Origin of the sequence: Bacillus sp. FSL K6-1005 (assembly GCF_038000225.1) — a bacterium.
Classification (GTDB): Bacteria; Bacillota; Bacilli; order Bacillales; family Bacillaceae; genus Bacillus; species Bacillus mojavensis.
On sequence record NZ_JBBOBP010000002.1, the window covers coordinates 92,472 to 105,405 of the forward strand.

The 12,934-nt window shown below is 45.1% G+C and carries 17 protein-coding genes; 1 reads left to right on the top strand and 16 read right to left on the bottom strand.

Going from position 1 to position 12,934, the window contains the following annotated elements; genetic code table 11:
- Positions 1 to 12 precede the first annotated feature (12 nt).
- The 16 genes from atpG to spoIIR form a co-directional block, all read right to left on the bottom strand.
- Positions 13 to 873, bottom strand: a complete 861-nt coding sequence (gene atpG, locus NST16_RS20410; protein ID WP_010332230.1) for an ATP synthase F1 subunit gamma — start codon at positions 871 to 873, stop codon at positions 13 to 15.
- Between the two features lie 76 nt (positions 874 to 949).
- Positions 950 to 2,458, bottom strand: coding sequence for a F0F1 ATP synthase subunit alpha (atpA, locus tag NST16_RS20415; RefSeq protein ID WP_010332231.1), 1,509 nt, complete (start codon positions 2,456 to 2,458; stop codon positions 950 to 952).
- A 16-nt stretch (positions 2,459 to 2,474) separates the two neighbouring features.
- Complete coding sequence (locus NST16_RS20420; RefSeq protein WP_168748971.1) at positions 2,475 to 3,020, bottom strand: F0F1 ATP synthase subunit delta; 546 nt, start codon at positions 3,018 to 3,020, stop codon at positions 2,475 to 2,477.
- The gene (atpF, locus tag NST16_RS20425; RefSeq protein WP_105990810.1) at positions 3,017 to 3,529 is read right to left on the bottom strand and encodes a F0F1 ATP synthase subunit B; all 513 of its coding nucleotides are present in this window, start codon (positions 3,527 to 3,529) and stop codon (positions 3,017 to 3,019) included. The genes NST16_RS20420 and atpF overlap by 4 nt, the downstream gene beginning before the upstream one ends.
- Before the next feature lie 162 nt (positions 3,530 to 3,691).
- The gene (gene atpE, locus NST16_RS20430) at positions 3,692 to 3,904 is read right to left on the bottom strand and encodes a F0F1 ATP synthase subunit C (RefSeq protein WP_003151167.1); all 213 of its coding nucleotides are present in this window, start codon (positions 3,902 to 3,904) and stop codon (positions 3,692 to 3,694) included.
- 45 nt (positions 3,905 to 3,949) lie between these two features.
- Entirely contained in the window at positions 3,950 to 4,684 is a 735-nt protein-coding gene (gene atpB / locus NST16_RS20435) for a F0F1 ATP synthase subunit A (RefSeq protein WP_010332234.1), read from the bottom strand.
- Positions 4,685 to 4,691: 7 nt separating this feature from the next.
- On the bottom strand, positions 4,692 to 5,075 hold the full coding sequence (gene atpI, locus NST16_RS20440) for an ATP synthase subunit I (RefSeq protein ID WP_010332235.1): 384 nt from the start codon (positions 5,073 to 5,075) through the stop codon (positions 4,692 to 4,694).
- Positions 5,076 to 5,495: 420 nt separating this feature from the next.
- On the bottom strand, positions 5,496 to 6,125 hold the full coding sequence (gene upp / locus NST16_RS20445) for a uracil phosphoribosyltransferase (RefSeq protein ID WP_010332236.1): 630 nt from the start codon (positions 6,123 to 6,125) through the stop codon (positions 5,496 to 5,498).
- A gap of 134 nt (positions 6,126 to 6,259) precedes the next feature.
- Positions 6,260 to 7,507 (bottom strand): serine hydroxymethyltransferase, encoded by a 1,248-nt coding sequence (glyA, locus tag NST16_RS20450; RefSeq protein ID WP_044159736.1) that lies wholly within the window; start codon positions 7,505 to 7,507, stop codon positions 6,260 to 6,262.
- A 208-nt stretch (positions 7,508 to 7,715) separates the two neighbouring features.
- A complete protein-coding gene (locus tag NST16_RS20455; protein WP_168748973.1) occupies positions 7,716 to 8,258 on the bottom strand; it encodes a TIGR01440 family protein in 543 nt (180 codons plus the stop codon).
- A 12-nt stretch (positions 8,259 to 8,270) separates the two neighbouring features.
- Positions 8,271 to 8,720, bottom strand: coding sequence for a ribose 5-phosphate isomerase B (rpiB, locus tag NST16_RS20460; protein ID WP_003221910.1), 450 nt, complete (start codon positions 8,718 to 8,720; stop codon positions 8,271 to 8,273).
- Positions 8,721 to 8,877: 157 nt separating this feature from the next.
- Positions 8,878 to 9,330, bottom strand: coding sequence for a low molecular weight protein arginine phosphatase (locus NST16_RS20465; protein ID WP_010332239.1), 453 nt, complete (start codon positions 9,328 to 9,330; stop codon positions 8,878 to 8,880).
- Between the two features lie 74 nt (positions 9,331 to 9,404).
- Positions 9,405 to 9,962 carry a manganese efflux pump MntP gene (locus NST16_RS20470; protein ID WP_340888583.1) on the bottom strand — a complete coding sequence of 186 codons (558 nt, stop codon included), beginning with the start codon at positions 9,960 to 9,962 and terminating at the stop codon, positions 9,405 to 9,407.
- 77 nt (positions 9,963 to 10,039) lie between these two features.
- On the bottom strand, positions 10,040 to 11,080 hold the full coding sequence (locus tag NST16_RS20475) for an L-threonylcarbamoyladenylate synthase (protein WP_340888569.1): 1,041 nt from the start codon (positions 11,078 to 11,080) through the stop codon (positions 10,040 to 10,042).
- 156 nt (positions 11,081 to 11,236) lie between these two features.
- The gene (locus tag NST16_RS20480; protein WP_010332242.1) at positions 11,237 to 11,680 is read right to left on the bottom strand and encodes a GNAT family N-acetyltransferase; all 444 of its coding nucleotides are present in this window, start codon (positions 11,678 to 11,680) and stop codon (positions 11,237 to 11,239) included.
- 67 nt (positions 11,681 to 11,747) lie between these two features.
- Positions 11,748 to 12,422: a stage II sporulation protein R gene (spoIIR, locus tag NST16_RS20485; RefSeq protein WP_010332243.1), complete on the bottom strand. Its 675-nt coding sequence runs from the start codon at positions 12,420 to 12,422 to the stop codon at positions 11,748 to 11,750.
- A gap of 140 nt (positions 12,423 to 12,562) precedes the next feature.
- Between spoIIR and NST16_RS20490 the strand changes: the two genes are divergently transcribed.
- Complete coding sequence (locus NST16_RS20490) at positions 12,563 to 12,928, top strand: UPF0715 family protein (protein WP_010332244.1); 366 nt, start codon at positions 12,563 to 12,565, stop codon at positions 12,926 to 12,928.
- Positions 12,929 to 12,934: the final 6 nt, after the last annotated feature.

Here is a 12,934-nt window from a genome sequence, read left to right on the forward strand (position 1 = left end):
GACAAAATCTTTCTATTCTAAAGCGGCTGCTCCGCCGACAATTTCCGTAATTTCTTGTGTAATCGCTGCTTGGCGAGCGCGGTTGTAAGAAAGCGAAAGTGAATCAATAAGATCCTTCGCATTGTCTGTCGCGTTTTTCATCGCCGTCATTCTCGCAGCATGTTCACTTGCTTTACTGTCAAGAAGCGCACCGAAGATTAAGCTTTCTGCGTATTGAGGAAGCAAAACCTCCAGAACCTCCTCTTCAGACGGTTCAAATTCATAAGACGCCGTTCTTTTTCCGCCGCCGCCCAAATCAGATAGCGGCAGAAGTTTTTTCTCCGTCACTTCTTGAGAAATGGCGCTGACATAATGGTTATATACAAGGTGCAATTCATCAAATGCACCGTCTATAAACATTTGAATCGTTTGACGGGCAAGGTCCTTAATTTCTGAAAACGACACTTCGTCTCCAAGTCCTGTTAGCTCGGAAATGATCGGAATATCGCGTTTTTTAAAGAAATCACGGCCCACTCGTCCGATAACGATCACTGCATACTCATCCTTAGACTGATGACGTTCTTGAATGGCCTGATAAGCACTTCGTAAAACCGAACTGTTAAAAGCGCCAGCAAGACCGCGGTCAGATGTAATGACGAGGTATGCCGTCTTTTTCACTTCTCTGCTAAGAAGCATCGGATGTTTCGCGCTGCCGGATACTTTTCCGACATTTGATACAACCTCTTGGATCTTATCCATATATGGCACAAATGATTTTGCGTTGTTTTCAGCACGATTCAGCTTAGCTGCAGATACCATCTGCATGGCTTTTGTAATCTGGCTCGTTTTTTTCGTTGACGTGATCCTTGACTTAATATCGCGTAATGAGGCCAAAGATTTCACCACCTTTTCTCTTCATTTGCGTAAAAAGAGAGAAAAAGAGAACCTTTTTCTCTCATCAGCATTCGAGTTAGTTGCTTGGTGCAAATGTGCGTTTGAAGCCTTCGATTGCAGCTGCGAAGTCTTCATCAGCAGGAAGGTTCCCTGTTTTTGCAATTCCGTCAAGCAGTTCTTTATGGTTTTGGTCAAGGTACATGTAGTACTCTTCTTCAAAACGTCTGATGTCCGCTACAGGAATATCATCAAGATATCCTTTTGTCAGCGCATAAAGAATGGCTACCTGTTTTTCAACCGGAAGCGGCTTGTTCAGATCCTGCTTCAGCACTTCAACTGTACGCGCACCGCGGTTCAGTTTCGCCTGAGTCGCTTGGTCGAGGTCAGATCCGAATTGAGCGAAGGCTTCCAGCTCACGGTATGATGCAAGATCAAGACGCAATGTTCCTGATACTTTTTTCATCGCTTTGATTTGCGCGGAACCACCGACACGTGATACAGACAATCCAGCGTTGATCGCTGGGCGTACGCCTGAGAAGAACAAATCAGATTGCAGGAAGATCTGTCCGTCAGTGATGGAAATAACGTTTGTCGGGATATACGCTGAGATATCTCCGGCTTGAGTTTCTACGAACGGCAGAGCTGTAATTGATCCTGCGCCTTTCGCGTCGCTAAGCTTTGCTGCACGCTCAAGCAGACGGGAATGAAGATAGAATACATCCCCCGGGAACGCTTCACGGCCTGGCGGACGGCGAAGAAGCAAGGACAGCTCACGGTAAGCAGCCGCTTGTTTAGAAAGATCATCGTATACAACAAGAACGTGCTTGCCATTGTACATAAATTCTTCTGCCATTGTAACCCCTGCATACGGAGCAAGGTACAGAAGCGGAGCCGGCTGTGACGCAGACGCCGTTACAACAATTGTATAATCAAGCGCGCCGTGCTTACGCAATGTTTCAACTACGCCGCGGACTGTAGATTCTTTTTGACCGATCGCTACATATACGCAGATCATGTCTTGGCCTTTTTGGTTTAAGATCGAATCGATCGCGACAGATGTTTTACCTGTTTGACGGTCACCGATGATCAGCTCACGCTGGCCGCGGCCGATTGGAATCAGTGCATCAATTGCTTTAATACCAGTTTGAAGCGGTTCATGAACGGATTTACGGTCCATAACACCAGGTGCCTGGCTTTCGATCGGACGTGTTTTGCTTGTGAGGATCGGGCCAAGACCGTCTACCGGCTGACCTAACGGGTTCACAATACGGCCGATTAACTCTTCACCGACAGGAACCTCCATGATGCGGCCTGTTCTTTTTACTTCGTCCCCTTCACGGATCTCTGTGTAAGGTCCTAAGATAACGATACCTACGTTTGATTCTTCAAGGTTTTGAGCCATACCCAAAACGCCGTTTGAAAACTCAACAAGTTCACCGGCCATACAGTTGTCAAGACCGTGTACACGAGCAATACCGTCACCGACTTGGATGACTGTACCTACGTCATGAACTTCAATTTCAGATTGATAATTTTGTATTTGCTGTTTTATCAGCGTGCTAATCTCTTCAGCTTTGATGCTCACTTAGGTTTCACCCCTTCTATCGATTTTCCCCGGCAAGTTGACGTTCAATGCGATGAAGCTTTCCGCTTACGCTGCCGTCAAAAATCCGGTTTCCAATGCGGACTTTAATGCCGCCTATTAAATCCGTCTGCACTTCATTTCTGATTCTCAGTGAAGCGACTCCGGCTTTTTTTGCAAACACTTGTGATAATGAAGAAATTTCCGCATCCGTCAGTGGTTTAACTGAATATACAATTGCGTCTTCTGTTTGACGGGCCTCATTTGCGAGTTTCACAAACTCATCTGTGAGATCAGGCACAATTGTTGCCCGATGACGGTCAATCAAAAGAAAAATCGTATGGAGCACGGACTGTGATAAAGATCCAAAAGCATTTTGGATGAGCTCTTTTTTCTTTGTGCCCGGCACCTTCGGATGGTTTAACACATCATTTAGCGCTTTTTCATTTTGAAATACTTCTTTTACAACTTTTAGCTCTTCTTCTACCTGATTGAGCTGAGAGGACTCATTGGCAATATCGAAAAGAGCTGATGCATATCGTTTAGAGACAGCTGATCCACTCATCGGCTTTCTCCTACCTCTTTAAGATAGTCCTGGATCAATTTCTCTTGAGCTTGTTCATCCAGTTCTTTTTCGATTACTTTCGACGCAATCATGACAGAAAGAGACGCTACTTGCTCACGGAGAGCAGAAACCGCCTGTTCTTTTTCCTTCACGATTTCAGTTCTGGCTGCTTCTTTCAGACGTTCAGATTCTGCACGCGCAGCCTGAATAATCTCTTCTTTTTGGTTCTCTCCCAGTTTCTTCGCATTTTCGATAAGCGTTTGGGATTCCTGTCTTGCTTCTTTTAACAGAGCGCGCTGCTCATCAATCAGCTGCTGCGCTTCTTTATTTTTTTCTTCAGCAGACGTAATTTCTCCAGCGATATGATCTTCACGCTGTTTCATTATGTTTAATAGCGGCCCTAAAGCGTATTTCTTCAGAAGCGCTAATAAAATTAACATAGCTAACAGTTGGAACAGGATATCTCCGCCGTTAAACGACAGTCCTAGTTCAAGTGGTAATTGAGACATCTACTACGGCAACTCCCTTCTGCAGGTTTTTCTTTGCTGATCCAGCAGCCGCACTTGTCTCTTTTCAGCCGGCAAGGCGGGATGCTTATCAGACATAAAGCAATGGCGAAGGTTCTCTTGGAATGATCTTCGCCATTTTTAGTTCATATAAGGCTTTTATGCTTAGCCAAAGAACGCTAAGAATGCGATAACGACAGCGATAATAGGAAGGGCCTCAACTAATGCGATACCCATGAACATAAGAGTTCTAAGTTCTTTACCTGCCTCCGGCTGACGGGCAATCCCCTCTACCGTACGTGAAACAATCAAACCGTTACCAATACCTGCACCAAGTGCGCCTAAACCAATTGCAATCGCAGCTGCTATTAAATTCATGAAAAAGTTCCTCCTTTAAAATGTTATCCGTTTGGATATAATGTTTTAATGATCATTACTGATTTTATGAGACATGTACACCATCGTCAGCATCGTAAAGATAAACGCCTGGATGGCACCTATAAATAAACTGAATGCCTGCCATGCCAGCATCGGCAGAATGGCGCCGATTGTACCGACAAGTCCGAGAACCACGCTTTGCGAATAGAAGCTTGTCGCTAATCCCGCAAGCAGGCCGAGAAGAATCTCACCGGCGAAGATGTTACCATAAAGCCGCAAACCGAGAGTCAGCGTATTTGCAAACTCTTCTATGATTTTCATCGGGAGCATGAACGGAACAGGTCTCAAATACTCCTTGGAATATTCCTTGAGCCCTTTCATCTTTACACCATAATAATGGGTTAAAGCGACAACCATTACGGCAAGCGTTAATGTAATGGCAGGATCGGCTGTCGGAGATTTCCACCAGAGCTCATGTCCGATTGTGACAGAGAACGGCAGCCCCAGCATATTCGACACAAATATGTACATCAGCAATGTGACACCAAGTGCCAAGAAGTTAGCCCCTGTTTTCAAATCCATTGTACTGCCGATAATATTGCGGACAAAATCAACAATCCATTCCATAAAGTTCTGGGCTTTTCCCGGACGGATCGAAAGCGTTCTTGTGGTAAGGATGGCAATCAATAACACGATCACACTCGCCACAGTAATCATCAGAATGTTTGTCAGATTAAAAGTAAGACCTAGTAATTCAATAGTTCTGTATTCATGATTCAAAGGGTTTTCACCTCTCTTCCATTGATGAACGTTTAAGCTGGATAAAAGAATCTATCATAATGACAGGATAAATTGTCATTAATCCAATAACTGTGCTTGCCATATGAAAATGCTCGGGATATTTATAGGCAACAGCCGCAGCAAGAATCGCATTGCACCACCGCGCTGCGCTCCCAAGGGATCGTATGGACTTGCCTTTCGCAACGGCCCTGTCAAAAGCATTCATTCTTCTGACGAGCAGTAAAAAATTAAACAAACTGAAAACAGTTCCCAGAATAAGGCCTAAAAAAACGGTTTTATACGCTGTTAAACCATAACCCAGTACATACGCTGCTAAAATGAACAATAGATATTTTCGTTGTCTGCTAAATTGTAGCTTGGGATCGTCCATCAACTATCTGTCTCCTGATGAAAAAATAATGTATTTCTTGGATACGGCAAAATCAGCGGTTAACCCTAGTAGAAGACCTTTTTTGTCCGGCAAAACGGGCCTGTTCGAAAAAATCATTCATCCGCAAGCCTTGCAGGGATGCTGTTTCATTCGCTTGAATAAATCCTCATAAAACGGGTTTTCTGGGAGGATTTACATTGGGGATGAGGACTATAATGAAAGCTATGAAAACCTTCTCATAATACCCTCGTTTAGCATACAATAGCCCCTAACATGTGTCAATCTGTTTAAAGTTAAAAAACTTTTTATACTGTAAGCCTCCACAGAATGTTCACATTTTCACCTATAATTGTATAGAGATTCACCGAATAGCAAAAAACTGGATAATAAAAAAGAAAACCCGTTGGCGGGTTTTCTTTTTTATTTTGTTCCGAACATACGGTCTCCTGCATCTCCGAGACCCGGAACAATATAACCTTTTTCATTTAATTTTTCATCAAGCGCCGCTATGTAAATATCCACGTCAGAATGATGCTTCTGCAATTCTTCCACACCTTCAGGCGCAGCTACGAGACACATGAAACGGATGTTTTTCGCACCGCGTTTTTTGAGGCTGTTAATCGCTTCAACTGCGGAACCGCCTGTGGCCAGCATCGGGTCAACCACGATGAATTCACGCTCTTCCACATCAGAAGGAAGCTTCACATAGTATTCCACGGGTTTTAAGGTTTCAGGATCACGGTACAGACCGACATGTCCCACTTTTGCCGCAGGGATCAGTTTTAAGATGCCTTCAACCATTCCTAAACCTGCTCTGAGAATAGGAACTACCCCCAGTTTTTTCCCTGAGATGACTTTCGATTTTGCAGCCTGAACCGGTGTGTTGATATCCACTTCCTCTAGAGGGAGATCACGGGTAATTTCAAACGCCATAAGCGTGGCGACTTCGTCTACAAGCTCTCTAAAATCCTTCGTGCCTGTCTCTACATTCCGAATATATGTCAGCTTATGCTGAATTAAAGGATGATCAAATACATAAACCTTTCCCATACTGTGTTTCAGCTCCTTTTTTATTGTCCCTTCGACAATTTCACACTTCTATTGATTCTACAAAAAAAGACATTGAGTTTCAAGAACATCGTCAAAAAACCCGCCGGGCATAAGCCCGAGCGGGTTTTTCAATCTTAGTAATCTAATTCTTTATATAGAGGGAACTTGCCAGTCAGAGCAGCTACGCGCTGTCTTGCTTCTTCAAGTTTTCCTTCATCTTCGTGGTTTTTCAATGCAAGCGCAATGATGGCACCGACTTCATCCAATGCCTCTCCGTCAAAACCGCGGCTTGTCACAGCAGCTGTTCCGAGACGGATACCGCTTGTTACGAACGGTTTTTCAGGATCGTACGGAATCGCGTTTTTGTTTGATGTAATCCCGATTTCATCAAGCACATGCTCTGCAACCTTACCTGTCAGTCCAAGAGAACGAAGATCAACCAGGATGAGGTGGTTGTCGGTTCCGCCGGAAACGAGCTGAATGCCCTCTTTTGTTAATGATTCTGCAAGACGCTTCGCATTTGAAATCACGTTTTGTGCGTACGTTTTGAAATCATCACGCAATACTTCGCCGAATGAAACAGCTTTTGCGGCAATTACATGCATCAGCGGGCCGCCTTGAATGCCAGGGAAGATGGACTTATCAATTTTCTTTCCGAACTCTTCACGGCAAAGGATCATACCGCCGCGAGGTCCGCGAAGTGTTTTATGTGTCGTTGTTGTAACGAAATCAGCGTAAGGAACCGGGTTTGGATGGAGGCCTGCCGCAACAAGTCCCGCGATATGCGCCATATCCACCATAAAGTAAGCGCCGACTTCATCAGCAATTTCACGGAATTTCTTAAAGTCGATTGTACGAGGATACGCACTTGCTCCTGCCACAATTAGCTTAGGCTTGTGAGCGAGGGCTTTTTCACGCACGTCATCGTAATCAATATGTTGAGTTTCTTTATCTACGCCGTACTCAACAAAGTTATATTGAACACCGCTGAAGTTAACTGGACTTCCGTGTGTTAAATGACCGCCGTGGGAGAGGTTCATCCCAAGTACAGTATCGCCTTGTTCCAAAATCGTGAAATAGACAGCCATGTTTGCTTGTGCGCCTGAATGAGGCTGAACGTTTACATGCTCCGCTCCAAAGATTTCCTTCGCGCGGTCACGAGCGATATCTTCAACGACATCGACGTGCTCACATCCGCCATAATAGCGTTTGCCAGGATATCCTTCAGCGTATTTGTTTGTTAAAACAGAACCTTGTGCTTCCATAACCGCTTCACTTACAAAGTTTTCAGAAGCAATCAATTCGATTTTCGTCTGTTGGCGTTCACGCTCATTTTTAATGGCGTTAAACACCTGTTCGTCTTGCGCAGGTAAATGTTTCATCAGCGAGATCCTCTCCTATCCGTATCCTGTTCTTTGTTTTTACCACCACTATTGTACATGGTTTTTTAGGCCCATGTAAAAGATTATTTTCAAAAAAACAAAAATTTTATTGGCAAAAACGAATATTTATTACTTAAATTTAATTTAAAGTTCGGAATTTATTTTAGCCGCGCAAATGAAAGAAAAGACTGGCCCATGCAGTCCTTTCTCATTCACACTCATAAACTGCCCGCATTCCGCCGATCAGCTTTGGCCGCGTGCGCGCCAATGTCACATGGGCTGCACCGAGACTGTTCTGAGAAATGCGTACAGGAACAGCTACCGGCTTTAAGTGCATGCCGATAAACGTGTCGCCTATATCTATTCCGGCATCTGCCTGAATGGTTTCTACCAGAACAGGAGACTTCATCTGCTTAAACGCGTAAGAAGCCATCGCCCCGCCGGCTTTTGGCACAGGCACTGCGGAAACGGCCGGAAGCCTAAACAGCTCGGCCGTTTCTTCCTCCACTACAAGCGCTCTGTTTAGGTGCTCGCAGCATTGAAACGCCAGATGGATTCCCGTTTGTTCCTTCAGCTCTGCAAGTCCGCTGTAGATGCTTGCCGCGATGTCTGTACTGCCTGATGTGCCGATATGACTGCCGGCCACTTCACTTGTGCTGCACCCAAGGACAAATATCTGATTTTCTCTCAATCCCGCTTTGTCCTGAAACTCCGACAGCATCGTCTTCCATGTTTGCGTGATCTCACTCATAGAACAGCACCCCTACAGGTTTTTCTCTTCATAGTCCGAGATTTTTCCGATGCGGGTCTGATGTCTTCCGCCAGTAAATTCAGTGGTCAGCCAGATTTTCGCAATTTCCCGTGCCAAACCGGGTCCAATTACGCGTTCGCCCATCGCGAGGATATTTGTATCATTATGTTCTCTCGTCGCCTTTGCACTGAATGTATCATGTGCCAGCGCACAGCGGATGCCTTTGACTTTATTGGCGGAAATACTCATGCCAATGCCTGTCCCGCAAATTAAAATCCCTCTGTCCACTTCACCGCTTACTACTTTCTCGGCCACCGGAAAAGCGTAGTCCGGATAATCGACAGATCCGCTGCCGCAGTCACAGCCCATATCAATATACTCAATTTGCAATTCGTCCATTAGTTCTTTGATTTCGTTTCGAATATGGACGCCGCCATGATCCGATGCTATGGCTACTTTCATCAGCTTTTCCTCCCAGCGTATGTAATGCGGCCCGCCCGCTTTGTTGACCGCGCAGCCTGTCCGCTCTTTGATTCACACCATATCGATGTGCTTTTCACTATATTCTACTCCTTCACGCAGGATTTGCAAATGACCTGTTTGCAGATTCTCTGACAAGTTATTTACCGTCATTTTTCAATTGTTCTGCAAGCTGCTGAAGAAGCGCTTCAAGCTCATCTCTCGTTTTTTTATAGATCTCAATGGTGCCGCCAAACGGGTCTATAATATCGCCCCGGCTGCCTGTCACGTATTCTTTTAGCGTAAACACTTTATCACGATAACGTTCGAATTGGCTGACGATGACCTGTTTGTGCTGGTGGGTCATTGCCAGAACCAAATCTGCCGATTCCATATGTTCTTCAGTTAATGGCGAAGAAACATGATTAAGGGCAATGCGTTTTTCAAAAAGCGCTTCGACCGCGTGAGGCGACGCTTTTCCGTTAGGTGAGGCAAATACGCCTGCCGAGCGGACGCTGACATCCAGCCCTTCCGTTTCAGCGATTGATTTAAAAAGCGCCTCAGCCATTGGACTGCGGCACGTATTTCCAGTACAGACAAAAATGATGTTCATGTCAGTCACCCCTTGTTTTTTCTATTATATATGAAGAAAAAAGAAACGGCGACATCGTTTCTTTTATTGGTATATTAAATTGGCAAAAGCAGCTTGAGGCCAAATACGATTAATATGGTTCCTCCGAGCGCTTCACTGTATGAGCCGAGCCAGGACTGCACTTGTTTTCCGATCAGCAGGCCCAGCCAAGTCAACATCATGCTGAAAAGCCCAAACAGGGTAATGGTGAGAAGCGGGTGCGAGCCATATATTCCTAGGCTCAGACCGACGGAGAAACTATCGAGGCTGACGCCGATTGCAAATAACAATAAGCCAGGCCCAGCCGGCGACATCAAACGTTCTTCTGACTGTTTAAAAGATGCGATCACCATTTGAACACCGAGAACAAACAGCAGTGAACCCCCGATATATACAGCTACCATACCGAGGAGCCCTGACAGCATAGTTCCCGCCGCCATCCCTCCGAGAGGCATGATGACGTGAAAGAGACCGATAATGAATCCAATATAGAATATCTGCTTTTTTCTGAGTTTGACCATACCCATTCCGAGGCCCACAGAAAAAGCATCCATTCCTAAAGCAAACGCCATGATGCTTAAGGTAATCAGTTCGCCTATAAACATTTCCGACATCACATACATAACCCCCTTGGACACGCCCGCTTTTTTAGCCTATGCATGTCCAAAAAGGGTTAGAACTTCTGACTGTGTCAGCGAATTACTCTTCCTCCGGCTGCTTTCATCAGCCTGTTCATAATAGCAAGTCCGACGCCTGTGTCAGGAAACGATTCTGCAATAATAAAATCAACCTTTTCTTCATCAAAACTGCGCAGTGCATCATAAAGAGCTGCCGCGACTGTTTCAAGCTGATCTCTTCTGCCGCAGCTCTTAACATAGTCAGATGAATAAAAATCCGTGTTTTCTTCTGTCGTCAGGACGCCGACCCGTTTTCCGCCCCGCTGATATTCTTGAATGAGCGTTTGAATGCGCTCAGGGCTGCCTTCAGATATAACAAGCGGCGCTGACGGCGCGTAATGTGTATATTTCATTCCCGGAGAAATCGGCTTCTCATTTTGATCGGCAAGCCCTTTATCCACAAGAATCGGTCCGATTTCAGCTTCTATTTGTTCTTTTGTAATGCCGCCCGGACGAAGGAGCACAGGAATGTCTCCCGCACATGAAAGTACGGTTGATTCGACACCGATTCCAGTAGCTCCCCCATCCATTATTCCCGCTATGCGGCCCTCCAAGTCGTGAGCCACGTGTTCAGCCTTTGTCGGGCTTGGTTTGCCCGATAAATTAGCACTCGGCGCTGCAATTGGGAGACCCGCGGCACGGATGAGTGCCAGAGCCAGAGGATGATCAGGCATTCTGATGGCTACTGTATCCAGTCCTGCCGTTACACGGGGTGACAGCGCACCAGGTGTACAAGGTAAAATAAGTGTAAGCGCCCCTGGCCAAAAGCGCTTCATTAATATTTTCGCTTTTTCTGGCGCCGGACCGGTTAAGCCGTCAAGCTGGCTGATATCCGCAATGTGGACAATCAGGGGATTATCACTCGGCCGCCCTTTCGCTTCATATATTTTTTTGACAGCATCTGTGCTTTTCGCATTTGCGCCGAGACCATATACAGTTTCTGTCGGAAAGGCGACTACCTCATTTTCTCGGAGCAAAGCGGCTGCTTGTGTAATTTGTGGATCATTTGTGGATAACTCCCCAGTTACATCCACAAACCATCTTTTCGTTTTCATTTCTGACCAAACTCCTTATTCACAACAATAAAACGATCGTTTTACGCGTGTAATCCTTTTGAAAGTATAAAAGATGTCCTGTAATAAAACAAGCGTTATCCACAAATTGTGGACAACGCATATAAAGAAGTGGATAAGTTTGTGTATAAATCTCACTTATCCAGATGCTTTTTTCATTAAGACGGCCCCTTCCGCTTGCCTTGATTCACAGAAATGATCCGAGGCAAACAGCTCTTCCGGCACACTCTCCGCCCGTTCAAATCCCATCGCCCCCAGGAAATCAGCCGAAGAATGCTGATTGGCTACCAAATATACCGTTTTGATCTCATGCTTTTCACAAAGCACCTCCATGCTTTGAAAGAGCGACACAATATGACCTTGGTGAAGCTTGTCCGATATCACAAGTGAGCGAAGCAGGGCTTGATCGCAGCTGATTTTTTCGATCCCTAGACAGCCGGCTATGTTCTTCTCGCTGTCCTCCAGCATCAGAAACTGCGTGAACCCTTCCCTTACGCCCTCATGATTCGTTTTGGCCTGTTTTAAAAATTCCTCAAGTATATCTCCGTCCTTCTCCCTTGCCACCCGCAGTTGATAAAACATTCGTTCACCCCGTTTTCAGCGTTCTTTCTTCCAATCTATGAGGCAAATCTATTTTTAGACCTGGTGATTAAGAAAAAAGATCGGAGAACCATTCTACAACGAAGAATTTCACTTCTGTATCGTCTTCTTTCTCTTTCTCATCTTCTTTTTCAGCTTTTTCCGCTTTGGCTGTTAAGTCCTCAAGAGCTTTTTCCGTTTGTTTTTTTGAGGCTTCTTTATCTTCTTGTTCTTTTACGGCTTCTCCGTTTGAAAAATCAAGAAAGCAGAGCGGCGGGAATAATACACACCACCAATTCGCGCCTTCACCGTTACCAAGCGTGATCAGGATGGCTTCGTATTCTCCAGCAGGATATACCATGCTGCCGTAAAGCTTTGTCGGAAATGAGATTTTGTCAAAATCAACAGATATCGATTGGCTGGCGCCTTCTTTTTCCATGGTTTCTTTTGCAATTTCCTTGATCTCAGGCAGCTTTGAGCGGATCAAACGCCGTGCTTCTTCAATAGAAGTAATATCCTTAACCCATGTTGTGATTTCTTTATTGACGGCGTCTCTGATACGACGCTTTAATTCTTGGTCCTCGTCACGATCGCTGTTTGCCAATATTCTCAAGCGAATCGCCTCGTCCGGAATGACAACCGGCTCATTTTCAGATTGCTGTGCCGTCTCTTCTTTCGCCAATCCTACGAGTGCCCCAGATAATAAAAGAAACATATATATACAAATGATAACTGTTTTTTTCATCGGTCCCCACCGTTCCTCTCCGTGCTTTGTATCTAGCCCTATTATGGACAAGGAACGTATGGAGTAAACCTGCAGCGGCAAAAAAATCTAGCAAGCTTTGAATCTAATTTATGGTACGATAGTGTTTTAGGAGGTTTAAAATGAAATATCATTACACAGTGCTGCTGTCAGCGTTCACGATGTCAGTTCTTTATTCGATTATTTACATTCATTCCTTTATTATAGCTGCTCTCGTAACGATGGCCTTTTATTTCTTATTTCCTTACCTACTATTCGCGCTGCCGCTTCAAATCATGATGAATAAAAAGCCGAAACGGTTCAGCCCTTTGTACTTGCTGTATTATCTTGCCGCGGCGTTTATCGCCAACGCGATCATCTTTGGCGTGCTGCAGCCTTCCGGGCAATCCCTTCTTCAAAATACAGCTTTTTACATCTTCGCTGTATTAACAGCTGTCGTCTACTGGATATGGGATTCTGTTTTGCTGCAAAAAAAGGAAGCCTCTTAAGGGCTT